Here is a 25,239-nt window from a genome sequence, read left to right as displayed (position 1 = left end):
CGCAGCCGCGTCAGGGCTGCGCCGGCTCGTCCTTGCTGAACACGTAGAACAGGTTCGGCTCGCTGACCAGGTAGAGCACGCCACGGTCGTCCATCGCCACGCCCTCGGCCTGCGGCACGCTGCGCTTCAGGCCGTGCATGCCGCGCAGCAGCGACAGGGTGCTGACCGGCTCGCCGTCGGTGTCCAGCTCGACTACCAGACGCGACTCGTCGGACAACGCCAGCAGGTGCCCGGTGCCCTCGTCGAACTGCAGGCTGGACAGGTCGCGGACGAACAGGCGCTTGTCGCGCCCGGGGTCGTCCACCACGTGCACGGCGAACGGTTTGTCCGCCTGGGTGTGGGGGAAACCGTGGATCTCGTAGATGCGCACCGGGTCGCGCTCCTTGGCGACGAACAGGCGCTTGCCCTCGGCGTCGTAGGCCAGCCCCTCGAAACCCTTGTTGCCGTTGAGGCCGATACCCAGCGAAAGCTGCTGGGCATCGGCAGCGTCGATGAAGCGCGTATCGTCCTCCAGGCGCACCTTGACCAGGCGTTGCTGGCGCTCGTCGGTGATCACGTAGACACCGCGGCTGATGTACTCGATGGCCTCGGCGTCGCCGAAGCCGGTCAGCGGGATGGTCCGCAGTACCTTGCCCTGCAAGGACAGCTCGATGATCTGCGCCGGCTGGTTGGTCACGGTGAACAGGGTGCGCCGGTCGGGATCGAAGGTCAGCGCGGAAACGTCGTCGTTCAACCCCTCGATGGGCTGCGCCTCGATCCGCACGCGGTAGTCCGGCAGCCATATCGAGCGCTCTTTCCAGGCATCGGCGTGACGCCACTCCTGGACAGCGAACCAGGCCCGGTCGAAGACGCGGAAGCTCTGGCCGAGAAGGACCAGCGCGGTCAGCGCGACCAGCAGGACGGCCAGCAGCAGACGGCGAGGCGTAAAAGCTCGGGACATTGAAAACGGCTCGGGAGTTTGGGCGTGGATAGTCATAGCATAGAGCCTGTACGCTGTATGGAAACGGGCTGCGCCCGACCTTTCCTACGCAAGCTACGGCTCCAGGCTGAAGCCAAGCTTAAAGTCAGCCAGCCGCCCGGGCGACTCGGACAGGTCCGAGTTTCCTGTCCGAAAGAGACGACAAGAGAGCATCCGCAGTCTTCTTCCAGCGCCACCAGATTGGCCTGTTCGATCCCTTATTGGCCGCATCTATCGTTCTGCGCCCGCGGCGCCCCGGTCATTATCGAACCGCAGCAGGTGAAGCGGGCCCCAGAAACCGCAAAACCTCAACAATAACAACTGCTTGACTGCATGGAATTCAGCATGACCAGCGCGATAGCCATCGAGCGGATCTGCATGGAATTCGGTACCCCCGGCCAAGGCCTGAAGGCCCTTGACGATGTGTCCCTGGATATCCACGCCAACGAATTCTTCACCCTCCTCGGCCCTTCCGGCTGCGGCAAGACCACCCTCCTCCGCCTCATCGCCGGTTTCGAACAACCCAGCTCCGGCAGCATCCGCCTCTATGGCGAACGCATGGAAGGCCTGCCGCCGTTCCGCCGCCCGGTCAACACGGTGTTCCAGAGTTATGCGCTGTTCCCGCACATGAGCGTCGCCGAGAACATCGGCTTCGGCCTGGAGATGCAGGGCCGCCCGCGCAGCGAGATCGACGCCACCGTGAGCCGCATGCTCGAGCTGGTGAAGCTGCCGGAGGTCGGCAAGCGCCGCGCCGACCAGTTGTCCGGTGGCCAGCAGCAACGCATCGCCCTGGCCCGCGCGCTGGCCAGCCGGCCCAAGGTGCTGCTGCTCGACGAGTCGCTGTCGGCGCTGGACCTGAAGCTGCGCAAGGAAATGCAGATCGAGCTGAAGCGCCTGCAGCACGAGACCGGGATCACCTTCATCTTCGTCACCCACGACCAGGAGGAAGCGCTGACCATGTCCGACCGCATCGCGGTGATGAGCAAGGGCAAGGTGTTGCAGGTCGGCACGCCCAGCGACATCTACGAGGCGCCGCTGAACCGGGCGGTCGCCGACTTCATCGGCGAAACCAACTTCCTCGAGGGCCAGGCCGACGCCGACGGCGTGCGCCTGGCGGACGGCCAGCGGCTGGCCGCGACGACCCCGGGCAGCGGCGCGGTGACCCTGGCGATCCGCCCGGAGCGCACCGAACTGGCCGCCGACGGCCAGTTGGAAGGCGTGCTGGAAAACATCGTCTATGTCGGCACCGATACCGTCTACCACCTGAACGTGGCCGGCCAGCCGGGCTTCCGCGTGCGCCAGCAGAACCGCGACGGCGCACGCTGCCCGCACAGTCCGGGGGCGAAGGTGCGGGTGCGGATTCCCGCCGCCGCCATCCGGGTGCTCGCCGAATGAGCACCGCCGGGCGACCTACCGCGCAACAGTCGGCCGAACGCCGGCAGCTGCGTCGGCGCCTGCTGCTGAGCAGCCCGGCGATGCTGATGCTGGTGCTGTTCCTGGTGATCCCGCTGGGCATCATGTTCGCCGTGTCGATCCAGCAATCCGGCGACTACGGCGGAGTGAAATGGGGCCAGCACAGCCTGGAGGCCTACCTCAATTTCCTCTGGGAACGCGACCTGGACGACAGCCTGGTGTTCAACGCCGACTACCTGGGCATCTTCCAGCGCTCGTTCTGGCTGTCGCTGCTGACCACCCTCGGCTGCCTGGCGCTCGGCTTCCCCACCGCGCTGTACCTGGCGTTGCAACCGGAACGTCGGCGCAACCTGCTGCTGTTCCTGGTCACCGTGCCGTTCTGGACCAACCTGCTGGTGCGGGTCTACGCCTGGATCCTGCTGCTGCGCAACGGCGGGCTGGTGGACGCCGGCCTGCAAGGCATCGGCCTGACCGACACCGGGCTGGGGCTGCTCTATACCGACAACGCGGTGATCATCGGCCTCCTTTATACCTACCTGCCGTTCATGGTGCTGCCGATCTACAGCAGCCTGGAAAAGATGGACTGGCGCCTGGTGGAGGCGGCATTCGACCTCGGCGCCAACCGCTGGAAAGCGCTGCGGCGGGTGATCGTGCCGCTGGCGATGCCGGGGATAGTCGCCGGCTGCATCCTGGTATTCATCCCGGCCCTGGGCAGCTACATCATTCCGGAATTGCTCGGCGGCGGTAAGGCGCTGATGATCGGCAACCTGATCCAGCTGCAATTCGGTACCGCGCACAACTGGCCCTTCGGCGCCGCCCTTTCGTTCGCCCTGCTGGCCTTCGTCCTGCTGGCGATGCTGATCCACAGCCTGCGCTTCCGGGCCAACGCCGGCGGAGGCCAGCCATGAACGGCCGCAATCCACTCTGGACCTTCAGCGGCGTGCGCCAGGCCGCCTGGCTGTTCTTCGCCTTCCTCTACATCCCGATCCTGGTGCTGGTAGCGCTCAGCTTCAACAGCGGCCAGTCGGCGACGCTCTGGGAGAGCTTCAGCCTGAAATGGTACGCGGTGGTGGCCAACGATCCGGAAATCCTCCGCGCGGCGAAGAACTCGCTGATCGTCGCCACCCTCGCCACCCTGGCCTCGACCGTCCTGGCCACCCTCGCCGCGCTGGGCATGCGCGGTCGCGCCTTCCGCGGACAGACCCTGATGAACGGCGTGCTCGGCCTGCCGCTGCTGGTGCCGGAGATCGTCACCGCGGTGGCGACCCTGATGTTCTTCTCCTTCATCGGCCTGAAGCTGTCGCTGTTCACCATTCTCATCGCCCACATCGTGTTCTGCATCCCCTTCGCCTACCTGCCGATCCGCGCCCGCCTGGAGGGCCTGGACCCGCGCCTGGCGGAGGCCGCCGCCGACCTCTACGCCTCGCCGTGGAAGGCCTTCTGGAAAATCACCCTGCCGCTGCTGATGCCCGGCGTGCTGTCCGGGGCGATGCTCGCGTTCATCATCTCGATGGACGATTTCGTCATCACCTATTTCGTCGCCGGCGCCGGCGCAACCACCCTGCCGGTGTACATCTTCAGCTCCATCCGCATGGGCATATCCCCGAAGATCAATGCGATTTCATCGATCATCCTCATGATTTCCATCGCCTTCGTCGCCCTGTCGTACTACCTCGGCCAACGCCGCCGCTGAGAACCTGCCTCCACGAAGAAAAAACAGAAGATCGCCAGGAGTCCACCATGACCTACCGCACACCGCTCACCCTGCTCTTCGCCGCCGGTCTAGCCCTGGGCGGCCAGGCTCGCGCCGAAGGCACCCTGCACTTCGCCAACTGGTCGGACTACTACCCGCCGGAGTTGCTGAAGAAGTTCGAGAAGGACACCGGGATCAAGGCCACCCTCGACGCCTACGACAGCAACGAGACACTGCTGGCCAAGCTCAAGGCCGGTGGCGGCGCCTACGACGTGGTGGTGCCGTCGGACAGTTTCATAGAAATATTCGTCAAGGAGGGGCTGCTGCAAAAGCTCGACAAGAGCCAGTTGCCGAGCCTGGGCAATCTGAAGGAAAACTTCCGGACCCTTGGCTTCGATCCCGGCCACGACTACAGCATTCCCTATCTCTGGGGCACCACCGGCTACAGCTACGATACCGCGAAGGTGCCGGGCGGCAGGCTGGAAGAAAGCTGGAAGCCGTTCTTCGAACCACCAGCCGAGCTGAAAGGCAAGGTGGTGGCGCTGAACTCCATCGAGGAACTATTCATTCCCGCCACCTACTACCTCGGCATCGACGAATGCACCGAGGACGCCAGGGAAGCGCAGAAGGTCCTCGACCTGCTGCTCAGGCAAAAGCCGGCGCTGGCCATGTACAACAGCGACGGCACCATCGAGCGCATGGCCGCCGGCGAGGTCGCCATGCACCAGCAGTGGAACGGCGCCTTCCACCGCGCCCACGCCCAACGCGCCAGCCTCGAATACGTCTATCCGAAGGAAGGCATCCGGCTGTTCATCGACAACTTCGCGATTCCGCGCGACGCCAGCAACGTCAAGGAAGCCCACGTCTTCATCGACTGGATGATGCGCCCGGAGAACATCGCCGCCGCCTCCAACTTCGCCAAGTACAACAACGCCATCGTCGGCTCGGAGAAATTCATGGAGAAGGCACTGTTCGACGACCCGGCGATCAACACTCCGCAGGACAAGCTCGACCGCCTGAAGCCATTCAAGCTCTGCTCGCCGAAAGCCCTGGCGCTGCGCAGCAAGGTCTGGACCAAGCTTAAGAAATGATCGACGCGGCGCTGGCGGCCAGCTCGCGCCAGCGCTGGCCGGCCAGCCAGTTTGGCCATCTCGATCCCTTTTTGACCGTCTACAGGGTTCTCCCCGGCGAAACCGGATTGCTAGAGTCGAACCGCGCCCTCCTCGAGGGGTCGCCCGGAGCCGCGGAAACGGCGCCGGCAGAGCCCAAGGGAACCTCGCGACCGCGAGCTAGAAATCCAACAAGAACGCTTCCTGAGAACGCCATGAACACTATCGACGCCCCAACGCCCGTGCCCGCACACGCCGCGCGCCCTCTCGTCACTGCCATTTCCACCGACCCGGCGGAAACCCCAGCGGTTTTCCACTAGCCCGTCCATTCACCCGGCGCAGGAAAGGTCCGCCCACGCGGCCGCCTGCGGGATCGATACGGCATTTCGCGAGGAGCGGAACATGGCCAGCCAACGCAACAACGGCATCCTCATCGGCGGCAAGCGCCCCGAGTACGTCCACAGCGCCCAGGGTACCGGCCTGCGGCGCATCCTCGGGCTCCCCGCCCTGGTCTTCTTCGGGCTGGTCTACATGGTTCCGCTGACCATGTTCACCACCTACGGGGTAGTCACCGAGATCACCGGCGGTCGTACCGCCAGCGCCTACCTGATCACCCTGGCGGCGATGCTCTTCACCGCCTTTTCCTACAGTTTCATGGTGAAGAAATATCCCATCGCCGGCTCGGCCTATTCCTATACCAGCCTCAGCTTCGGCCCCTGCGTCGGCTTCCTCGCCGGCTGGTCGCTGCTGCTCGACTACCTGTTCCTGCCGATGATCAACTACCTGCTCATCGGCCTGTTCCTCAACATCGCCTTCCCGATGGTGCCGGCCTGGGTCTTCGTGCTCGCGGCGATCGGCCTGGTCACCGTGCTCAACGTGATCGGCATCAGCTCGGTGGCCGGCATGAGCAACGTGATCGTCGGCGCCCAGTTCGTCTTCGCCGTGGTGTTCGTCGCCATGGCGGTCAAGCACCTGGCCGGCATCCCCTCGCTGGACCTGAGCCTGCCCTTCGTCGGCGACGGCAGCCAGCCGGGCTTCGCCCCGTTGATGGCCGGCGCGGCGGTGCTGTGCCTGTCGTTCCTCGGCTTCGACGCGGTCTCGACCCTGGCCGAGGAAACCCGCGACCCGCAACGCGACATCCCGCGCGCCATCGTCATCACCACGGTCGGCGCCGGCCTGCTGTTCACCGTGCTGGCGGTCTTCAGCCAACTGGTGTTCCCCGGCAGCGTATTCCAGGACGCCGAGTCGGCGGCCAACGAAGTGATGCTGGCGGCCGGCGGCAAGTTCCTCGCCAGCTTCTTCACCGCCGCCTACGTCGCCGGCGCCGCCGGCTCGGCGCTGGCCTCGCAGGCCTCGGTGTCGCGCATCCTCTACAGCATGGGCCGCGACGGCATCCTGCCGCGGCGCGTGTTCGGCAGCCTCTCGGAGCGCTTCAAGACGCCAGTGATCGCGATCCTGGTGGTCTCGGTGATTTCCCTGCTGGCGGTGGTCATCGACCTCACCACCCTGGCCTCGATGATCAGCTTCGGCGCGCTGGTGGCGTTCTCCGCGGTGAACCTGGCGGTGATCCGCAGCTACCTGCTGCTCGACGGCCGCCGCGCCCCGCGCGACCTGCTGCGCTACGGGCTGGTGCCGGCCATCGGCCTGGGCCTGACCCTGTGGCTGTGGACCAGCCTCTCGGCGCTGACCCTGGTGATCGGCCTGACCTGGTTCGCCGCCGGCCTCGCCTACCTGGCGTTGCATACCGGCGGTTTCCGCCGCAAGGCGCCGACCGTGACCTTCTCCGAACAGAACTGAGCCCGGGAGCCCGACATGCTGACCATCTACAGCGACGACCATCGCCTGCACCACGGCCGGCACGAACTGATCGGCGGCCAGTTCACCCCCTGCTTCGAAAAACCCAGCCGCGCCGACATGGTCCTCGACCGCGTGAAGGCCGTCGGCCTCGGCGAAGTCCGCGCACCGCGCGACTTCGGCCTGGAACCGATCCGCCGGGTGCACAGCGAGGGTTTCGTGCGTTTCCTGCAGAACGCCTGGCAGGACTGGCTGGCCACCGGCCGCAGCCACGACATGCTGCCGATCGCCTGGCCGACCCGACGCCTGCGGCAGACGGAGCCGGACAACATCGACGGTCGCCTCGGCTACTACTCCTTCGACGCCGGCGCGCCGATCACCGCCGGGACCTGGCAGGCGATCACCAGTTCGGCCAACGTCGCCCTCAGCGGCCAGTCCGAACTCGCCAACGGCGCGCGCTCGGTATTTTCGCTCTGTCGCCCGCCGGGCCACCACGCCGCGGCCGACTACATGGGCGGCTATTGCTTCTTCAACAATGCCGCCATCGCCGCCCAGGCCTTCCTCGACCGGGGCGCCGGACGGGTGGCGATCCTCGACGTCGACTACCACCATGGCAACGGCACCCAGGACATCTTCTACGACCGCGCCGATGTGCTGTTCACCTCGATCCACGGCGACCCGCGCTTCGAATACCCCTATTTCCTCGGCTACGCCGACGAGAAGGGCAACGGCGTCGGCACCGGCTACAACCTCAACTACCCACTGGCGGCCGGCAGCGACTGGGCGACCTGGAGCCAGGCGCTGCAGGCGGCGATCCGGCAGATCCAGGCCTATGCGGCGGACGTCCTGATCGTTTCCCTGGGGGTGGATACCTTCAAGGAGGACCCGATTTCCCAGTTCCGCCTGGACAGCCCCGACTACCTGCGCATGGGCGAAGCCATCGGCAAGCTCGGCCTGGCCACGCTGTTCGTGATGGAGGGAGGCTACGCGGTGGAGGAAATCGGGATCAACGCGGTGAACGTGCTACAGGGTTTCGAAGGGGTTCACCGGTAAGCCCGCCCGCAACTTCGCCCGGTCGGAACGCGAAACGGCCCGCCTCCCGGAAGAGAGGCGGGCCGTTTCGATTCAGGGCCTTACTTGATCACTTCGACGAACTCGACGTCGATCTCACGGCCGACCAGGTCGCGGTCGACTTCGCCGGTCAGCTTGACCCGGGTCTTGTCGTTGATTTCCATCGGCGGGAAGTCTTCGTCGTCGATCTCGACCTTCATGCTGCCGGTGGCATCACGGAACTCGTAGATGTCGCCCTTGATGCGCTTGACGATGGTGCCCTGGAGGACCACCGGGGTGTCGTCGGCGGCTTCCAGCGCGGCCTTCACCGTGGTGGTGGTCGGGGTAGCGCCCGGGCCGGTATAGCCGGCGGCCAGGGTGACGGTGGAGAACAGGCCGATGGCAGCGATGAGGGGCAGATGACGAAGTTTCATGGGTAACGCCTCGTAGTTGGTTTCGATGGGTCCAGGCTACGAAGCCTTGCTGAAACCAGGCTTAATCGGCGCTTAAGCGAAGCTTAATCGGCGTCGCTGGTGGCCAGGCGCTCGCCGCTCTTCTTGCGGAACACGTAGAACAGGTTCGGCTCGCTGACCATGTAGATGGTGCCCTTGTCGTCGATGGCCACCCCTTCGGCGCGCGGGATCTTGCTGTCCAGGCCGTTGAAGCCGCCGAGCAGGCTGATGAAGCTGACCGGCTCGCCCTTCTCGTCCAGCTCCAGCAGCAGATGCGATTCGGCCGACAGCACCAGCGTATGCCCGGTACGCGGGTCGACGCTGAGCGCCGAGACATTGCGCATGTACAGGTCGTCGCTCGGTAGCGCGGTCATCGCCCCGCTCAGGCTCGGCCCGCCGTCGCTCTTCCAGCTGAACAGGGTCATCGGATCGCGCTCCTTGCTCAGCAACAGACGCTGCTGGCGCGGATCCCAGGCGATGCCCTCGAAGCCCTTGTTCTTCTTGCCGATATTGCCCAGCGGGAATTCGGCCAGGCTCTTGGTGCTCAGCTCGGCGGTCTGCGGGTCGACATGGAAGATGGTCAGGGTATTGCGGCGCTCGTCGGTCACCGCGACGTTGCCGTTCTCCAGCACCGCCACGCCTTCGGGATTGCTCAGGCCGAGCAGCGGGATGGTGCGCAGCACGTCGCCGGTGAGCGACAGCTCCACCAGCAGCGGCCGCTTGCCGGTAACGGTGAACAGGGTCCTGGTTGCCGGGTTGTAGGCCAGGTCCGAGGTTTCTTCCTCCTCCAGGCCCTGCAACGGCTTGGCGTCGATCACCACCCGATAGCCCGGCAGCCAGATGCTTTCGTCGCGCTGCTGCTGGCTGGCCTGGCTTTCCTTCCACCACAGGCCGGCGCGATCGTCCCAATGCATGACGATGGTCAGCACCACGCCGACGAGCACGACGAACGCCGGCAGCAGCCAGCGGAAACGGGGAAGCTTGGAGGCAAGGGACATGGGCGAGGCTCGACTGTTTGGCCAGGTGTTTTCTTGGGCGTCGCCATGAAAGGGCATTGCCCCCGGCCTGTCAATCGAAGCGTCGGCCAGCCGACCGACAGTCGCTTCCGCTGCCGGTGCTAGGGAAGTCGGCCGCCCCCGGCGGCCGCAGCGGTTCAGAGCACGCGGGTCTCGAAACGGCTGGCGCCCGGCAATTCGAGCAGCAACTCGTCGCCGCTGTTCAGCGGCCCGACCCCGGACGGCGTGCCGGTCAGCACCACATCGCCGGCCTGTAGCGAGAAATGCCCGGCGATGTGCTGGATCAGCGGCACGATCGGATTGAGCATGTCGCGGCTGTTGCCGTCCTGGCGTACCTCGCCGTTGATGGTCAGGCGGATGCCGATGTCGGTCGGGTCGGGGAACTGGTCGGCGTTCACGAACGGCGACAGCACGCCGGCGCCATCGAAGCTCTTTGCCAGCTCCCAGGGCAGGCCCTTTTCCTTCAGTTTCGCCTGGACCTCGCGCAAGGTCAGGTCCAGCGCCGGCGCATAGCCGGAGATCGCGTCGAGGACCTCCTCGCGGCTCGGCTTGCGCGACAGCGGCTTGCCGATCAGCACGGCGATTTCCGCCTCGTAGTGTACCGAGCCGCGCTCCTGCGGCAGGCTCAGCCCGCCGCTCACCGGCACCACGCAGGAGCCGGGCTTGATGAACAGCAGCGGCTCGGTGGGAACCGGGTTGTTCAGTTCCTTGGCGTGTTCGGCGTAGTTGCGCCCGACGCAGACCAGCTTGCCCAGGGGGAAGTGGATCGGGGTGCCGTCGATATATTGATGCTGGTAACTCATTTACCGACTCCTGAACGGGTGGAAAGGCATCCGTGGCGCCCGCCACAGACGAGAAGGGCCGGATGACCGGCCCTCTGCGTTGCGAAACCTGCTACTCGGCGAAGATCTTGCCGGGATTCATGATCCCGTTGGGGTCGAACACCGCCTTCAGTGCCTTCATATAGGCAATTTCGGTTTCCGAGCGGGTGTAGGTCAAGTAGTCGCGCTTGGTCATGCCCACGCCATGCTCGGCGGAAATCGAGCCGTTGTACTTCTCGACGGTCTCGAACACCCACTTGTTGACGGTCGCGCACCTGGCGAAGAACTCGTCCTTGCCGAGGTTTTCCGGCTTGAGGATGTTCAGGTGCAGGTTGCCGTCGCCGATGTGGCCGAACCACACCACCTCGAAGTCCGGGTAGTTGGCCTCGACGATGGCGTCGATGTCCTTGAGGAAGGCGGGCACCCGGGAAACCGTGACCGAGATGTCGTTCTTGTACGGCGTCCAGTGGGAGATGGTCTCGGAGATGTACTCGCGCAGCTTCCATAGGTTCTGCAACTGCTGCTCACTCTGGCTCATCACCCCGTCCAGCACCCAGCCTTGCTCGACGCAGTGCTCGAAGGTGGCCAGCGCCTCGTTGGCGACTTCCTCGGTGGTCGCCTCGAACTCCAGCAGAGCGTAGAACGGGCAGTCGGTCTCGAACGCCCGCGGTACGTCGCCACGGGCCAGGACCTTGGCCAGGGCCTTGTCGGAGAAGAACTCGAAGGCGGTCAGGTCGAGCTTGCTCTGGAAGGCGTGCAGCACCGGCATGATCGAGTCGAAGTCAGGCGCGCCGAGGACCATCGCCGTGAGGTTCTTCGGCGTGCGCTCCAGGCGCATGGTCGCCTCGACCACGAAGCCCAGGGTGCCTTCGGCGCCGATGAACAGCTGGCGCATGTCGTAGCCGGTGGCGTTCTTGATCAGGTCCTTGTTCAGCTCGAGCAGGTCGCCCTTGCCGGTGACGACCTTCATCCCGGCCACCCAGTTACGGGTCATGCCGTAGCGAATGACCTTGATCCCGCCGGCATTGGTGCCGATATTGCCGCCGATCTGGCTGGAACCGGAAGAAGCGAAATCAACCGGGTAGTACAGGCCGTTTTCCTCGGCGAAGGTCTGCAGTTGCTTGGTAACCACGCCGGGCTGGCAGACCACGGTGCGGTCGAAGGCATTGAAGTCGAGGATCCGGTTCATGTAGTCGAAGGCCACCACGACTTCGCCGTTGGCCGCCACGGCCGCGGCGGAGAGCCCGGTACGGCCGCCCGACGGGACCAGACCGACCTTGTGCTGGTTGGCCCAGCGGACGATCGCCTGGACCTGCTCGACGCTCTTGGGGAACACGATGGCCAGCGGCGCAGGGGCGAAATGCTTGGTCCAGTCCTTGCCGTAGGCGTCCAGGGAGGCGGCGTCGTCGAGCAGCTTGCCAGGCTCGACCAGGGGCTTGAGCGATTCGATCAGGGCTTCGCGGGTCATTCGGGAACTCTCAAATGATTCATGGTCGCCCTGAGAACAACTCAGGTCGCAACCGGGCAAGGAAAAGGGAGAACATGCTAGCATACGCCCCCCGCGCTTAGTGCCTCTGGGCGCCGAGTTGCGGGTGCCGGCCAGCGCCGGCCGGACCCGCTTCGCGCAGTTCGCTTTCCAGCCACTTCCTCCGGGACAACAGGTTTACGCAGATGAGCAAGACCTCTCTCGACAAGAGCAAGATCAAGTTCCTTCTTCTCGAAGGTGTCCACCAGAACGCCGTGGACACGCTGAAGGCCGCCGGCTACACCAACATCGAGTACCTCAAGACCGCGCTTTCCGGCGATGAGCTGAAGGAAAGGATCGCCGATGCGCACTTCATCGGCATTCGCTCCCGCACCCAGCTGACCGAAGAGGTCTTCGACTGCGCGAAGAAACTGATCGCGGTCGGCTGCTTCTGCATCGGCACCAACCAGGTCGACCTCAACGCCGCTCGCGAACGCGGTATCGCCGTGTTCAACGCGCCCTACTCGAACACCCGCTCTGTGGCTGAGCTGGTACTGGCCGAGGCGATCCTGCTGCTGCGCGGCATCCCGGAAAAGAACGCTTCCTGCCATCGCGGCGGCTGGATCAAGAGCGCGGCGAACTCCTTCGAGATCCGTGGCAAGAAGCTCGGCATCGTCGGCTACGGTTCGATCGGCACCCAGCTCTCGGTACTCGCCGAGGCCCTGGGCATGCAGGTGTTCTTCTACGACACCGTGACCAAGCTGCCGCTGGGCAACGCGGTGCAGATCGGCAGCCTGCACGAGCTGCTGGGCATGTCCGACATCGTCTCGCTGCACGTTCCCGAACTGCCCTCCACCCAGTGGATGATCGGCGAGAAGGAAATCCGCGCGATGAAGAAGGGCGGCATCCTGATCAACGCCGCGCGCGGCACCGTGGTCGAGCTGGACCACCTGGCCGCCGCGATCAAGGATGAGCACCTGATCGGCGCCGCCATCGACGTGTTCCCGGTCGAGCCGAAATCCAACGACGAGGAATTCGCCAGCCCGCTGCGTGGCCTGGACCGGGTGATCCTGACCCCGCACATCGGCGGCTCCACCGCCGAGGCACAGGCCAACATCGGCCTGGAAGTGGCGGAGAAGCTGGTCAAGTACAGCGACAACGGCACCTCGGTGTCCTCGGTCAACTTCCCCGAAGTGGCCCTGCCGTCGCACCCCGGCAAGCACCGCCTGCTGCACATCCACGCCAACATCCCCGGCGTGATGAGCGAGATCAACAAGGTCTTCGCCGACAACGGCATCAACGTTTCCGGCCAGTACCTGCAAACCAACGATAAGGTCGGCTACGTGGTGATCGACGTCGACGCCGAGTACTCCGACCTGGCCCTGGAGAAACTCCAGCAGGTCAACGGCACCATCCGTAGCCGCGTGCTGTTCTAAGACAGCGCCCGGCGGAAAGGAAAAGGAGGCCCAGCGGCCTCCTTTTTCGTTTCCGTCACTTGACGGTAACGGTGATCTTCTCCGACTCCACGGTCGGCTCCAGCGGCACGTGGTTCTTGTCGCCCACCAGCAGTTGCAGGGTGTGCTTGCCCGGCGGCAGGGTGATCTCGGTTTCGGTCTGGCCCTTGCCGAAGTGGCGGATGTTGTCGGTCATCGGCAGCGGCAGGTTCATCGCCGGCTGCTCCTTCAGGTCCACCAGCAGGTGATGGTGGCCGGTATCCGGCATGTCGACGCCGGCCGGCGCCACGCCCATGCCTTTCAGGCCGAATTTCACGGTGAAGGTCTTGTCGACGGTTGCACCATCGGCCGGCGTGATGAAATACACTTTCGCCCCTTCGGGCGCCTTAGTCCGAGGCAGGTCGGCAGCCATCAGGCTGGCGGATGCGCCGAACATCAGGGCGGCTAGACCGAGGCAAGGCAATGTCACTCTCATGGGAGTCTCCTGTTTTCACTTCCGTTAGCACCCGGGAAACGCCACTGGACGGAATTTCCCCGGCACTCTTCGTGCCTTCCGAATCAGGGAAAGGCATCGCTGGCACAGCGATTTCCACTGCGAAGCCCGTGGTAGAGCGGCGCTCGCGCACATAATCCGGGTCAATGCCCGCAACCCCTGGAAAGACCGCATGCAACCCAGTAGGTTCGCGATTGTCCAGGACGCGGGCCCGGCTAAGCTGAACGAACAGCATAGGCCCGACCGACGTTCATTCCCACCCGAGGAGTACTACATGCGATTTCTGCCCCGCCTGCTGATGCTGGTATCCCTGGCCGCCCCGCTGGCCCATGCCGAGCTGCTCGACGACGTCCACCAGCGCGGCGCCCTGCGCATCGCCCTGGAGGGCACCTATCCGCCGTTCAACTTCAAGCAGGGTGGCAAGCTCACCGGCTTCGAGACCGAACTGGGCGAACTGCTGGCCGCCGAGCTGGAGGTCAAGCCGGAATTCGTCACCACCGAATGGAGCGGCATCCTCGCCGGCCTGCAGAGCGGCAAGTACGACATCGCGCTGAACCAGGTTTCGGTGAACGAGCAGCGGCGCAAGGTCTTCGACTTCAGCGAGCCGTACACCATCTCCAGCGCCCAGTTGATCGTGCGCGCCGACGACACCCGCCAGTTCAGGTCGCTGGAAGACCTCAAGGGCCTCAAGCTCGGCGTCGGCCAGGGCACCAACTACGCCGACCTGGCGAAGTCGGTGGCCGGGATCAACGTGCGCACCTATCCGGGCGCCCCGGAATACCTGCAGGACCTGGCCAGCAAGCGTATCGACGCGGCGCTCAACGACCGCCTGCTGATCCCCTTCGCCATCCGCGAGGCCAAGCTGCCGGTCAAGCCCGGCGCGGCGGTGGGACCGGTGGCGAACATGGCGATTCCCTACCGGAAGAACAACCCGAAGTTCGGCGAGGCGCTGAACGCGGCGCTGGAGAAGATCAAGGCCGACGGCCGCTTCGCCAAATTGTCGGAAAAGTGGTTCGGCCTGGACGTCAGCCAGCCGCCGAAGTGAGTTCCCGCCCGAACGGGGGAAGCGGCCGCGTCCGAGGGACGCGGCCGTCGTGTTTGTCGATGGAGTGTTGAATGAATTCGCTGCAGAAATTGCTCGAATGGCTCGCCAACCTGGTCGAGCTGCTCGGGATGGCCTGGCCCTTCCTGCTCCAGGGCGCGATGTATACCGTGCTGTTCGCCGCGGTATCGATGGTCCTGGGCCTGGTCCTCGGCTTCAGCGTCGCGGTGGCCCGGGTGACCAAGGTGCCGGTGGTCTCGCAGATCGCCGCGGTCTACGTCAGCGCCTTCCGCGGGACGCCACTGCTGGTGCAGATCTTCGTCCTGTACTACGGGCTGCCGAGCGTCGGCATCGAGTTCACCCCGGTCACCGCGGGCATCCTGGCGCTGACCCTGAATGTCGCGGCCTATCTCTCGGAGTCCATGCGCGGGGCGATCCTCGGCATCGACAAGGGACAATGGGAAGCCGGGCTCTCGGTCGGCCTGACCTGGGGCCAGACCCTGTGGAACATCATCACTCCGCAGGCCCTGCGCCTGGCGGTGCCGAGCCTGTCGAACAGCCTGATCAGCCTGATCAAGGACACTTCGCTGATCTCCGTGATCACCGTGACCGAGCTGATGCTGGCGACCAAGGAGGTCATCGCCGAGACCTTCCAGCCGCTGCCGCTCTATCTCGCCGCCGCCGGGATCTACTGGCTGCTTTCGGCGCTCTTCGAGCGTGTGCAGAAAGCCCTGGAGAACCGCCTGACCGCGCCGCTGCGGCGCTGAGCGTTCAGCCGCCGGCGTCGAGGCCGGCCAGGCAGACCGCGGCGCGGTCCAGCTCGTCTTCGTTGAAGACCAGCACGCCCATGCGCTTGAGGGCGGCGGCGGTGACGCCCTCGCCGGCGACCCGGCTGCCGTTGAAGCGGCCGTCGTAGTTCTCCAGGTTGCCGCAGGAAGGACTGCGCGCCTTGAGCACGGCCATCCGGATGTCATGGCGGCGGACCAGCTCCACTGCCGCCTCCGCACCCAGCAGGAATGCTTCGCTGACATCCTCGCCGTCGACGGTGAAGACCCGGTTCAGCCGGTCCAGCACTTCGCCGCCCTGGCCGCCGGGGATCTCCGCTGGCGGGCGGGGCGTCGGCAGGCCGCCGGCGACCTCCGGGCAAAGGGCGACGATCCGCCCCTGCGCATGCCAGCGCGAGAGCAGGTCGAACGGGCCATGGCTGCCACCGTCGTAGCGCACCAGGTGGCCCAGCAGGCAACGGCTGACCAGAACCTTCTGCATGGATGCTCCACCCCTTTGACAGGCACACAGAGTAGCCTGCCGCTCACCGATGGTCACGCCCGGTAACAGTAGCCGGGAAGCACCGGGGAAACCCGCCCTCGACCCAACCGGAGTTAGGCCTCGCGGTAGCGCTCCAGCGCCCGTATGGCGGGCACCAGGGCTATTTCTTGCCGATCCTTAGGATAGAACTGCGGGCGGCCCATGGCGAACCTCCGCCGCCCCGAGCAGACTGGCTTCCCGCGCAACCGCGAAGGACCCGCCCGTCATGCTCCCGACCCGCTCGCTTCTACCGTTTTTCCTGGCCCCCGCGCTGCTCGCCAGCGCTGCCAGCCAGGCGGCCATGGAGGCCCTGGACAACGACAGTCTCAGCCAGGTCACCGGCCAGGCCGGCATCAGCCTGCGCCTGGACCTGCGCGCCGGCGCGGCCAGGGTCGCCTGGGTGGACGACGGCGGCAGCCTCTCGCTGCGCAACCTGGTGATCGACAACGGCTGCGTGAAGGCCGGCGACTGCCCGGACGGGCGCGGCGGCAACATCCCCCTGGGTGCCGCCCAACTCGGCCTGAGCCTGCCGATCTTCGGCGTCGAGCAGCCGACCCTGGCACTGGACGTGACCACCGGCAGCGGCGGCGGGCAGCAACTGGCGATCAGCCTGCCGGACCTCGCCACCATCAACGACCAGTTGATCGCCAGCGGCCTGCCGGCGCAGCGCATCCGCCTGCGGGTGGCCAGCGACCTGTACATCGGCGACAACTCGATCGGCCGCATCGAACTGCGCGACATCACCGACCTGCGCGGCACGATCAAGGTCTGGGGTCACTGAGGCGGCGACCCCGCCGAGGGTTCAGGAGAGTTGCAGGAGGGATTCGTTGCGCCGGCGGAACCAGCCGGTCAGCGACAGCCGGTCGCGGCTGGCGGGCATGACTTCGTGCTCGGTGCCGGCGGACATGAACACCACCAGGCTACCGCCCGTCGGCTGGATGTCCACCTGCCGCTGCGGCAGGTGCAGGCGCAGCGCGCCGCCATGCTCGGGCAACCAGGCATCGTTGAGGTAGAGAACCGCGGAGACGGTGCGTGCGTCGTCGTCGCGGAAACGATCGACATGCTTCTGGTAATAGGCGCCCGGCGGGTACAGCGCGAAGTGGCACTCGAAATCCTCGAGGCCGAGGAACAGCGAGGCGTTGAGCGCCTGGCGCAAGCTGTCCATCACCCCCAGGTATTCGTCGCAGGCCACGGATTCTCCGGGCTCCAGCCATTGCGTGAGGTCGCCGCGGATGCCTTCGCGGATCACCTGGCCGTCGCCGCGGCCGATCGCCGCCGGGGTCAGGTCGCCCGCGACCGCACGGATGCGGCACTCTTCGGCCAGTCTGGTGGTCAGACGCTCAGGCATGAAGATGCTCTGGTGCGACCAGCCCTGGTCGACCAGTTCATCGACGATGCGATGCAGGAGTGGATGATTGACGTTGATGTGCATTGTCCATTGTAGCGTGCCGCCCCGGTGTCTCGACAAGCGGTCCGCCGCATGTCGACAATAGCGCCCCATGGACGGCACCACCCGAACGACGAGGCTTTCGCCGCCAAAGGAGTATCAATGCGCGCTTTGCTCGCCTTCGCTTTACTGCTGGTTGGTCTGCCCGCCCTGGCCGACCCTTATCAACGCCTGTACCAGGCCGCTGGCTGGCCCGACCAGCGCGCGCATTTCAGCGATGCCCTGGACGCGGCGCAGAAGCGCTACCAGGACAAGCTGCCACCCGCGCTCTACCAGACCCTGGTGGACAACAGCAATCGCCGCTTCGCCCCGGCCGAAGTCGACCAGCGCGCCCTCAACGGCCTGCGCGAGAACCTGCCGGACAGCGCCAGCCCGCTGAATTTCTTCGAGTCGCCGCTGGGACGCAAGGTGGTCGCCGCCGAGGTGCTCGCCACCCGCCGCGACCAGTTGCTCCAGCACAGCAACGGCCTGCCACGGCAGACCGCCAGCGAGCCACGCCGGGCCCTGGTCAAGCGCCTGGCCCAGGTCCTTCCGGCCCGAGAGGCCGGTGCGGAAGTCAGCCTGGCCCTGGCCGGGGTCGCCGCCGACAGCCTCAGCCAGATGCTTCCGGGCCTCCCCGGCCTGCTTGGCGGCGGACAGACCGGCCAGTTGCTGGAAGGCCAGCGCCAGCGCCTGGTACAGCAGATCGGCGCGGACCTGGAGAACACCCTGCTGTATGTCTACCGCGATCTCTCCGACGCGGAACTCACCCAGTACGTGAACTTCGCCGAGTCGCCGGCCGGCCGCAGCTACTACCAGGCGGCCCTGGCCGCGCTGAAAGCCGGCCTGGCGGTGGACCAGGCGGTCGCCCCCTGATCGCCGCGGGGCCTGGAACTCAGGCCCCCAGCGCGTCGCTCAGGAAATCGAAATAGCGCCGCCGCAGCCCCTCGCTTTCGTTCGCCAGGTGATGGCGCGCCTCTTCCAGCAACAGTATCCGCGGCTCGTCGAATTTCTCCCGCAGCACCTTCAGGCCATGGCGCCAGTCCACCGTCTCGTCGGACTCGCCCTGCACCACCAGGGGGCTCAGGGCACGCCGAGGCGCCCGCTCGATGCGCGGCACCCAGCGGGTCAGCGCGCCGACCCAGGCGGTCGGCAGGGTGCGCGGCTGCAACGGATCGTGCTCGCGGAGGAAGTCGAGGAACTGCGGATCGCTGGAGTTCTCCGAGAAGCGCCGCGGGATCGAATCGACGAAAGGACTCAGCAGGCGGTAGCTGAGCTTCGACCAGCCCCAGGCGCGCGGACGCACCAGCGGCGCCAGGAGAATCGTCTCGCCCAGCTCGGGACGTTCGCCGCCGTGCAGCAGGTAGTCCAGCAGGATCGCCCCACCGGTGCTTTGTCCGCAGAGGTGCCAGGGCGCCGCCAGGTCGAGTTCGGCAGCCTGGCCCAGCAGGCCTTCGAACACCGCCTGGTATTCGGCGAAGTCGCGGATGCTGGCCCGCTCGCCTTCGGACAGGCCATGCCCCGGCAAGTCGCAGGCGAGCACCGAGAAGCCCATGCCCAGCGCCCAGTCGACCACGTGCCGATACAGTCCCATGTGGTCGTAATAGCCATGCATCAGCAACAGGCTGCCGCGCGCTTCCGGCAGCAGCCAGGCCTGCACCGCCAGGCGGCGCCCATCGACCGCCATGCTGCCGAGCCGCGCTTGCAGGCGCGGATGGCGGGAGCGCAGGTCCAGGCCGTAGTAGGCCTGGTAGGCGAGGACGGCGGCGTCCGCCTCGGCCGCGGCCAAGGGTCGCAGGTGCTGGCGCAGGTAATCGGGGTTGAAGGCTTCTGACATCGGCGGTTCCGGGCTGCAATCGATTCGTGGCCGGGCCACGGGCGAAACCCAGGGATATTCAGCTGCGCGCGAACACATGGCAAGCTTGGCACCCGTTTTCCGTGTGAATGCCATGACTCCCCGCCGCAAGACGCTCCTCGTCAGCCTGGTCGGCCTGCTCTGGGCCGGCGGCCTGCTCGCCGCCTACTGGTGGTTCGAGATCCGCTACATCCGCCCGTTCAGCGAGCAGACCACCCTGTTCTCCGGCGACAGCCTGCGCCTGCCGGCCGAGCTGGCCGGGCCGGGGCCGATCCGCCTGGTGCATTTCTGGGACCCGGCCTGCCCCTGCAACGTCGGCAACCAGCAGCACCTCGGCGAGCTGATCGAACGCTTCGCCGGCAAGGGCGTGGAGTTCCATGTCCTGCAGAAGCCTGGCAGCCAGGGCCGCCTGCCGGACAACCTGGCCGCCCTGCGCGCCCTCGCCGGTCTGCCCGGTTCCGAGCAGTTGCCGGCCAGCCCGGCCGTGGCGATCTGGGACCGCGACGGCCGCCTGGCCTACTTCGGCCCCTATAGCGAGGGCGCGGTATGCACCTCCAGCAACAGCTTCATCGAACCGATCCTCGAAGCGCTGCTGCAGGGACGTCCGGTGGATGCCACCCATACCCTCGCCGTGGGTTGCTACTGCCCCTGGACCCCGGAAAAAGGCTGACCTGGCTCAACACCGGGCCTTCCGGAGGGGGCGCCGGACGGCGTAGCGGCTACACTGCCCGGGTCGGCCCACGAGGGGCCGTTGCCGAACCAAGGAGTCGCTGCATGTCCCTACGTCCCACCCTCGCCCTGCTCGCCCTCGTCAGCCTGCCGCTGATGGCCGCCCAGAACGACCCTCAGCCCAGCAGCAAGGAACTGATGAAGGAGCACCAGGCGCAGATCCAGAACGACCTGGCCGACGTCGACTACAAGCGCAAGCGCATCGTCGAGGCCAACATGAACCTCACCGACCAGGAAGGCGAGAAGTTCTGGCCGATCTACAACACCTACCGCACCGAGTCGGACAAGCTCAGCAAGGAAACCCTCAAGCTCCTGCTCGACTACGCCCAGGCCTACAACAGCGGCAACGTCAGCGACGACCAGGCGAGCACGCTGATCGAGCGTGTCGACGACCTCCAGGAGGACCGTCTGGAACTGCGCGACAAGTACGTCAAGCGCATCGCCAAGAACGTCTCGCCCAAGCGCGCCATGCGCTTCCTGCAGATCGAGATCCAGCTCGACGCCATCGCCACCCTGGAGATCGGCCGTCAGGTACCGCTGGTCGAGTAACCCTCTTCCCGCTTCGCCAGCCGCGCCCTGTATTGCTCCGGGGGCGCGGCGTGCCAGCGGCGAAAGGCCCGGTAGAACGGCGACAGCTCGGCGAACCCGCAAGCCTTGGCCACCTCGCGGATGGCGCAACCGGCCAACAGCATCTCGCTCGCCCGCTGCCGGCGAACCTCATCGCGAACCTGCCGGAAACTCGCTCCGCCAGCGGCCAGCGCACGCTGCAAGGCGCCGCTGCCAAGACCCAGCTCCGCCGCGCACTGGCGCAAGCCATAGCCCTCCCCGAGGCGCAGCTCGATCAGGTAGCGCACGCGATTGAGCAAGCGGTTCTCGCTGAGTTCGCGGGTCTGTTCTTCCGCGTGGCGGGTCAGCACGCCATGCATGTCCGGATTGGCGTTGCGTGAAGGACGCCGCAGCAAGGCGGCGGAAAACACCAGGGCATCGTGCGGCCGCGAGAACAGCGGCAGCCTGCCGAACAACCGGCGGTGTTCGCCCAGCCGTGGCGGGGCTCGGTGGCGGAACTCGATGCGCTCGGCGACGAACTCGTCGTCGCTGATCAGCGCCAGCAGCTTGAGGAACAGCAGCATCAGGCATTCGATCTGCTGGCGCAGCGAGGCATAACCCAGGTAGTTGATGTCGAGGATCAACCTTGCCGTTTCCCCTTCGACCTCAAGGCGCGCGGCGAAACCGCCGGAGAGAATGTGCTGGAAACGCACGAAGCTGCGCAACGCCTCCTCCAGGTCGCGCGCGGACAGCAGCAGGTAGCCGACCACATCGAGCAGGCGCGGCTTCATTGCCTCGCCCAGGTGCAGGCCGATGTCGGCATCGCCGGTCACCGCCGCCAGTTCGGTCCAGAACAACGGGGCGTTGTCATGCACCAGGCGGCCGCCCAGGGTCGGCGGCGGCAGCGGGATACGCCGGTAGACGCTGCGGTAGACGCGGGTGGGGTCGAGTCCGAGGGCGTCCAGGGCTTCATACAACAGACGCCGCAACGTGGCGGAATGGGTCAGGGGGCTGGTAGACGGGTCGTCCTGCATGGCGGCTCCTCGCGATTGACCAAAGACTTCCAGGGTCCGAGCATTCGGTCAATGCCGCAGGCCGGCGGCATCCGCAGAATGCTCGGCACTACAACAAGGAGAAAGGATCGATGAAACGCACCCTGACCGTGATCGCCGTGGCGGTCGCCGCCGCGGCTGCCGGCGGCGCCTGGTACCTCCATGCCAAGCAGCCGCTCCGCAACGGCTCGCTCGCCCTGGCCCACCTGCAGGCGCCGGTCGACGTGCGCTACGACGAGCGCGGGGTTCCGCACCTGTACGCGCAGAACCAGACCGACCTCTACCGCGCCCTCGGCTACGTGCACGCCCAGGACCGCCTGTTCCAGATGGAAATGCTGCGGCGCCTGGCGCGCGGCGAGCTGGCCGAAGTGCTCGGACCCAAGCTGGTGGATACCGACCGTCTGTTCCGCACCCTGCGCATCCGCGACCACGCCGCCGAATACAGCGCCCGCCAGGACAAGCAGTCGCAGCCCTGGAAGGTGCTGGAGGCCTACCTGGACGGGGTCAACCAGTTCCAGGAAAACAACCCGGCGCCGCTCGAATTCGACCTGCTGGGCATACCCAGGCGTCCCTTCACCCCCGAAGACACCCTGAGCATCGCCGGCTACATGGCCTACAGCTTCGCCGCCGCCTTCCGCACCGAGCCGGTGCTGACCTACATCCGCGACGAACTGGGCAGCGACTACCTGCGCATCTTCGATCTCGACTGGCATCCGCAGGGCGTGCTGACGCCCTCCGGCGCACTGGGCGCCGGCGACTGGAAGGACCTTGGCGCCCTCGCCCGTATCAGCCAGCAGGCCCTGGAGGACGCCGGCCTGCCGCAGTTCGAGGGCAGCAACGCCTGGGTCGTCGCCGGCAGCCGCACCGCCAGCGGCAAGCCCCTGCTGGCCGGCGACCCGCATATCCGCTTCGCCGCGCCGGCGGTATGGTACGAGGCCCAGCTGAGCGCGCCCGGCTTCGAACTCTATGGCCACCACCAGGCGCTCAACCCCTTCGCCTCGCTGGGCCACAACCGCGCGTTCGGCTGGAGCCTGACGATGTTCCAGAACGATGACCTCGACCTCGTCGCCGAGAAGGTCAACCCGGACAACCCCAACCAGGTCTGGTACCAGGGCAAATGGGTCGACCTGCAGAGCGAGGAGCAGGAAATCGCGGTCAAGGGCGCCGCCCCAGTGAAGCTCACCCTGCGCCGCTCGCCCCACGGTCCGATCGTCAACGACGCGCTCGGCGCCAGCTCCGGCAAGACCCCGATCGCCATGTGGTGGGCTTTCCTCGAGACCGAGAACCCGGTGCTCGACGCCTTCTACCAGCTGAATCGCGCCGATACCCTGGCCAAGGCCCGCGCGGCGGCCTCGAAGATCCATTCGCCAGGACTCAACCTGGTCTGGGCCAATGCCGCCGGCGATATCGGCTGGTGGGCCTCGGCGGCCCTGCCGAAGCGGCCGGAGGGAGTGAACCCGAGCTTCATCCTCGACGGCAGCAAGGGCGAGGCGGACAAGTCCGGCTTCTATCCGTTCGCCGACAACCCGCAGGAGGAAAACCCGGCGCGCGGCTACATCGTCTCCGCCAACTTCCAGCCGGTCCCGGCCAATGGCCGGCCGATTCCCGGCTACTACAACCTGGCGGACCGCGGCCAGTGGCTGGATACCCAACTGGCCGACCGCGGCACCAAATGGAACCTGGACAACAGCCGCGCGCTGCAACTCGGCAATCGCACCGGCTACGCGCCACGCCTGCTCGCACCCTTGCTGCCGGTCCTGCGCGAGGTGGTCGACGACGCCGAAGGCAAGCGCCTGGTCGAGCAACTGGCGGCCTGGAAGGGCGACTACCCGGTCGACTCGACCGCCGCCACGCTGTTCAACCAGTTGCTGTTCCAGATTGCCGAGGGCGCCTTGCACGACGAACTGGGCGATGCCTTCTTCGACAGCCTGATCGCCACCCGCGCCATCGACAGCGCGCTGCCTCGGCTGGCTGGCGACGACGACTCGCCCTGGTGGGACGACCGCCGCACAGAGCGCCGGGAAACCCGCGCGGATATCGTCAGGACCGCCTGGAACGCCTCCCTCGCGCATCTGCGCGGCACCCTCGGCAACGACCCGTCCGGCTGGCTGTGGGGCAAGGCGCATACCCTGACCCACGAGCACGCCCTGGGCCAGCAAGCGCTGCTCAAGCGCCTTCTCAACGTCGGTCCGTTCGCCGCCCCCGGCACCCACGAGGTACCGAACAATCTGTCGGCGAAGATCGGCCCGGCCCCCTGGGCGGTCACCTACGGTCCATCGACCCGGCGCCTGGTGGACTTCGCCGACCCGACCCACAGCCTCGGCATCAACCCGGTCGGGCAGAGCGGCGTGCCCTTCGACGGCCACTACGACGACCAGGCCGAGGCCTACATCGAGGGCCACTACCTGCCGCAGCACTACGAGGAAAACGAGGTGAAGGCGAACAGCAAGGGCGTGCTGGTGCTGGAACCGAAGCGCTGAGCCGGCCGGCGTGGGGTCGGGCGAGTAGCCGCATGGTGGTTGTCCGCCGGATACAACGGGGTATCGGCGGATAACGCCTCGGGCGTCGCCCTACGGAGCGTAGCCAGGCATTTCCCGCCACCGACGCGCCAATGAAAAAGGCCACCCGCAGGTGGCCTTTTCTTTTCGGCGGAGGGCTCAGGCCGGGGTCGGCGAGCCTTTCTGCCAGTCGGTCGCGGTCTCTTCCATCGCCTGCTGGATCGCCCGGCGACGCCGCTCCTCGGCCTGGCGGGTGAAGTACCAGGCGAAGAAGGTGAACAGCGAAACGCTCAGCAGGATCAGGCTGGCCACCGCGTTGATCTCCGGCTTCACGCCCAGGCGTACCGCCGAGAACACTTCCATCGGCAAGGTGGTCGAGCCGGGTCCGGAGACGAAGCTGGCCAGTACCAGGTCGTCCAGCGACAGGGCGAAGGACATCATGCCGCCCGCCGCCAGCGAGGGCGCGATCATCGGGATGGTGATCAGCAGGAACACCTTCCAGGGCTTGGCGCCCAGGTCCATCGCCGCTTCCTCGATCGACAGGTCGAGTTCACGCAGGCGCGCCGACACCACCACCGCCACGTAGGACGAGCAGAAGCTGGTGTGGGCGATCCAGATGGTCACGATACCCCGCTCCTGCGGCCAGCCGATCAGTTGCGCCATGGCCACGAACAACAGCAGCAGCGACAGGCCGGTGATCACTTCCGGCATCACCAGCGGCGCGGTGACCATGCCGCCGAACAGCGTACGACCGCGGAAGCGCGGGATACGGGTGAGGACGAAGGCCGCCAGGGTGCCGAGGAGCACCGAGGAGAACGCCGTATAGAAGGCGATCTCCAGGGAGCGGCCGACCGAACTGACCAGTTGGGTGTTGTCCAGCAGGCCGACGTACCACTTCACCGACCAGCCGCCCCACACCGTCACCAGCTTGGAGGCGTTGAACGAATAGATCACCAGGATCAGCATCGGCAGGTAGATGAAGAGCAGGCCGACGATCAGCATGACGTTGGAGAAATTCCAGCGCTTCATACCTTGCCCTCCAGTTCTTTGGCCACGCTTCTGGATGGA

25 protein-coding genes are annotated in these 25,239 nt (G+C 66.3%); 14 read left to right on the top strand and 11 right to left on the bottom strand.

The features are described 5' to 3' along the window. Positions 1-10: 10 nt before the first annotated feature. A complete protein-coding gene (gene carP / locus AC4OR5_RS11380) occupies positions 11-976 on the bottom strand; it encodes a calcium-regulated protein CarP (protein ID WP_004364984.1) in 966 nt (321 codons plus the stop codon). A 327-nt stretch (positions 977-1,303) separates the two neighbouring features. On the opposite strand from carP, the gene AC4OR5_RS11375 reads away from it, so the two are divergent. The 6 genes from AC4OR5_RS11375 (at position 1,304) to aphB (ending at position 8,020) form a co-directional block, all read left to right on the top strand. After that, positions 1,304-2,353 carry an ABC transporter ATP-binding protein gene (locus AC4OR5_RS11375; RefSeq protein ID WP_034048704.1) on the top strand — a complete coding sequence of 350 codons (1,050 nt, stop codon included), beginning with the start codon at positions 1,304-1,306 and terminating at the stop codon, positions 2,351-2,353. Further along, positions 2,350-3,279 (top strand): ABC transporter permease, encoded by a 930-nt coding sequence (locus AC4OR5_RS11370; RefSeq protein ID WP_058160856.1) that lies wholly within the window; start codon positions 2,350-2,352, stop codon positions 3,277-3,279. The genes AC4OR5_RS11375 and AC4OR5_RS11370 overlap by 4 nt, the downstream gene beginning before the upstream one ends. After that, positions 3,276-4,064, top strand: a complete 789-nt coding sequence (locus AC4OR5_RS11365; RefSeq protein WP_003084366.1) for an ABC transporter permease — start codon at positions 3,276-3,278, stop codon at positions 4,062-4,064. The genes AC4OR5_RS11370 and AC4OR5_RS11365 overlap by 4 nt, the downstream gene beginning before the upstream one ends. Positions 4,065-4,111: 47 nt before the next feature. Further along, entirely contained in the window at positions 4,112-5,155 is a 1,044-nt protein-coding gene (locus tag AC4OR5_RS11360) for an ABC transporter substrate-binding protein (RefSeq protein WP_003084365.1), read from the top strand. Between the two features lie 420 nt (positions 5,156-5,575). After that, positions 5,576-6,970, top strand: coding sequence for an APC family permease (locus AC4OR5_RS11355; protein WP_022581067.1), 1,395 nt, complete (start codon positions 5,576-5,578; stop codon positions 6,968-6,970). A gap of 15 nt (positions 6,971-6,985) precedes the next feature. Continuing rightward, a complete protein-coding gene (aphB, locus tag AC4OR5_RS11350; RefSeq protein WP_023107605.1) occupies positions 6,986-8,020 on the top strand; it encodes an acetylpolyamine amidohydrolase AphB in 1,035 nt (344 codons plus the stop codon). A gap of 80 nt (positions 8,021-8,100) precedes the next feature. On the opposite strand, the gene carO is transcribed toward aphB, so the two are convergent. The 4 genes from carO to AC4OR5_RS11330 form a co-directional block, all read right to left on the bottom strand. After that, positions 8,101-8,451 carry a calcium-regulated protein CarO gene (carO, locus tag AC4OR5_RS11345; protein WP_003084357.1) on the bottom strand — a complete coding sequence of 117 codons (351 nt, stop codon included), beginning with the start codon at positions 8,449-8,451 and terminating at the stop codon, positions 8,101-8,103. An 83-nt stretch (positions 8,452-8,534) separates the two neighbouring features. Next, positions 8,535-9,524 (bottom strand): SdiA-regulated domain-containing protein, encoded by a 990-nt coding sequence (locus AC4OR5_RS11340; protein ID WP_073647145.1) that lies wholly within the window; start codon positions 9,522-9,524, stop codon positions 8,535-8,537. A 98-nt stretch (positions 9,525-9,622) separates the two neighbouring features. Continuing rightward, complete coding sequence (locus AC4OR5_RS11335) at positions 9,623-10,288, bottom strand: fumarylacetoacetate hydrolase family protein (protein ID WP_003084353.1); 666 nt, start codon at positions 10,286-10,288, stop codon at positions 9,623-9,625. 91 nt (positions 10,289-10,379) lie between these two features. Continuing rightward, the gene (locus AC4OR5_RS11330; protein WP_023126889.1) at positions 10,380-11,774 is read right to left on the bottom strand and encodes an FAD-binding oxidoreductase; all 1,395 of its coding nucleotides are present in this window, start codon (positions 11,772-11,774) and stop codon (positions 10,380-10,382) included. Between the two features lie 203 nt (positions 11,775-11,977). On the opposite strand from AC4OR5_RS11330, the gene serA reads away from it, so the two are divergent. Further along, on the top strand, positions 11,978-13,207 hold the full coding sequence (gene serA, locus AC4OR5_RS11325) for a phosphoglycerate dehydrogenase (RefSeq protein WP_003084348.1): 1,230 nt from the start codon (positions 11,978-11,980) through the stop codon (positions 13,205-13,207). 55 nt (positions 13,208-13,262) lie between these two features. Here the strand turns inward: serA and AC4OR5_RS11320 are convergent, their stop codons facing one another. Next, on the bottom strand, positions 13,263-13,700 hold the full coding sequence (locus tag AC4OR5_RS11320; RefSeq protein ID WP_003084345.1) for a DUF4399 domain-containing protein: 438 nt from the start codon (positions 13,698-13,700) through the stop codon (positions 13,263-13,265). Between the two features lie 292 nt (positions 13,701-13,992). Between AC4OR5_RS11320 and AC4OR5_RS11315 the strand changes: the two genes are divergently transcribed. Both AC4OR5_RS11315 and AC4OR5_RS11310 read left to right on the top strand, forming a co-directional pair. Next, positions 13,993-14,763 carry a cystine ABC transporter substrate-binding protein gene (locus AC4OR5_RS11315; RefSeq protein ID WP_010793552.1) on the top strand — a complete coding sequence of 257 codons (771 nt, stop codon included), beginning with the start codon at positions 13,993-13,995 and terminating at the stop codon, positions 14,761-14,763. Between the two features lie 71 nt (positions 14,764-14,834). Beyond that, positions 14,835-15,527, top strand: a complete 693-nt coding sequence (locus AC4OR5_RS11310) for an amino acid ABC transporter permease (RefSeq protein WP_058160852.1) — start codon at positions 14,835-14,837, stop codon at positions 15,525-15,527. A gap of 4 nt (positions 15,528-15,531) precedes the next feature. Here the strand turns inward: AC4OR5_RS11310 and AC4OR5_RS11305 are convergent, their stop codons facing one another. Then, a complete protein-coding gene (locus AC4OR5_RS11305) occupies positions 15,532-16,026 on the bottom strand; it encodes a 2-thiouracil desulfurase family protein (protein ID WP_003084333.1) in 495 nt (164 codons plus the stop codon). Between the two features lie 265 nt (positions 16,027-16,291). Between AC4OR5_RS11305 and AC4OR5_RS11300 the strand changes: the two genes are divergently transcribed. Next, positions 16,292-16,846, top strand: coding sequence for a DUF6160 family protein (locus AC4OR5_RS11300; RefSeq protein WP_003084327.1), 555 nt, complete (start codon positions 16,292-16,294; stop codon positions 16,844-16,846). A 21-nt stretch (positions 16,847-16,867) separates the two neighbouring features. Here AC4OR5_RS11300 and AC4OR5_RS11295 read toward each other — a convergent pair whose 3' ends face one another. Next, a complete protein-coding gene (locus tag AC4OR5_RS11295; RefSeq protein ID WP_079992446.1) occupies positions 16,868-17,566 on the bottom strand; it encodes a 2OG-Fe(II) oxygenase in 699 nt (232 codons plus the stop codon). Positions 17,567-17,614: 48 nt separating this feature from the next. On the opposite strand from AC4OR5_RS11295, the gene AC4OR5_RS11290 reads away from it, so the two are divergent. Further along, positions 17,615-18,367, top strand: a complete 753-nt coding sequence (locus tag AC4OR5_RS11290; protein ID WP_003084320.1) for a hypothetical protein — start codon at positions 17,615-17,617, stop codon at positions 18,365-18,367. A 19-nt stretch (positions 18,368-18,386) separates the two neighbouring features. Here the strand turns inward: AC4OR5_RS11290 and bipL are convergent, their stop codons facing one another. Next, complete coding sequence (gene bipL, locus AC4OR5_RS11285) at positions 18,387-19,328, bottom strand: phospholipase BipL (RefSeq protein ID WP_023095103.1); 942 nt, start codon at positions 19,326-19,328, stop codon at positions 18,387-18,389. A gap of 76 nt (positions 19,329-19,404) precedes the next feature. Here bipL and AC4OR5_RS11280 point away from each other — a divergent pair, with 76 nt between their 5' ends. Together AC4OR5_RS11280 and AC4OR5_RS11275 are read left to right on the top strand one after the other, a co-directional pair. Beyond that, the gene (locus tag AC4OR5_RS11280; RefSeq protein ID WP_058160849.1) at positions 19,405-20,016 is read left to right on the top strand and encodes a DUF6436 domain-containing protein; all 612 of its coding nucleotides are present in this window, start codon (positions 19,405-19,407) and stop codon (positions 20,014-20,016) included. A 104-nt stretch (positions 20,017-20,120) separates the two neighbouring features. Further along, a complete protein-coding gene (locus AC4OR5_RS11275; protein WP_003084314.1) occupies positions 20,121-20,624 on the top strand; it encodes a hypothetical protein in 504 nt (167 codons plus the stop codon). Here the strand turns inward: AC4OR5_RS11275 and AC4OR5_RS11270 are convergent. After that, entirely contained in the window at positions 20,603-21,655 is a 1,053-nt protein-coding gene (locus tag AC4OR5_RS11270) for an AraC family transcriptional regulator (protein ID WP_023107603.1), read from the bottom strand. The two genes, AC4OR5_RS11275 and AC4OR5_RS11270, sit on opposite strands and share 22 nt — an antisense overlap. Positions 21,656-21,765: 110 nt before the next feature. Between AC4OR5_RS11270 and hacB the strand changes: the two genes are divergently transcribed. Next, on the top strand, positions 21,766-24,153 hold the full coding sequence (gene hacB / locus AC4OR5_RS11265) for an N-acylhomoserine lactone acylase HacB (RefSeq protein WP_058160847.1): 2,388 nt from the start codon (positions 21,766-21,768) through the stop codon (positions 24,151-24,153). A gap of 177 nt (positions 24,154-24,330) precedes the next feature. Here the strand turns inward: hacB and AC4OR5_RS11260 are convergent, their stop codons facing one another. Then, positions 24,331-25,200 (bottom strand): ABC transporter permease subunit, encoded by an 870-nt coding sequence (locus tag AC4OR5_RS11260; RefSeq protein ID WP_003084307.1) that lies wholly within the window; start codon positions 25,198-25,200, stop codon positions 24,331-24,333. Positions 25,201-25,239: the final 39 nt, after the last annotated feature.

The sequence above is a fragment of the Pseudomonas sp. YA1 genome (assembly GCF_058680555.1).
The sequence above is the reverse complement of the archived record's forward strand: the minus strand, read 5'-3'. Positions and strand labels throughout refer to the sequence as shown.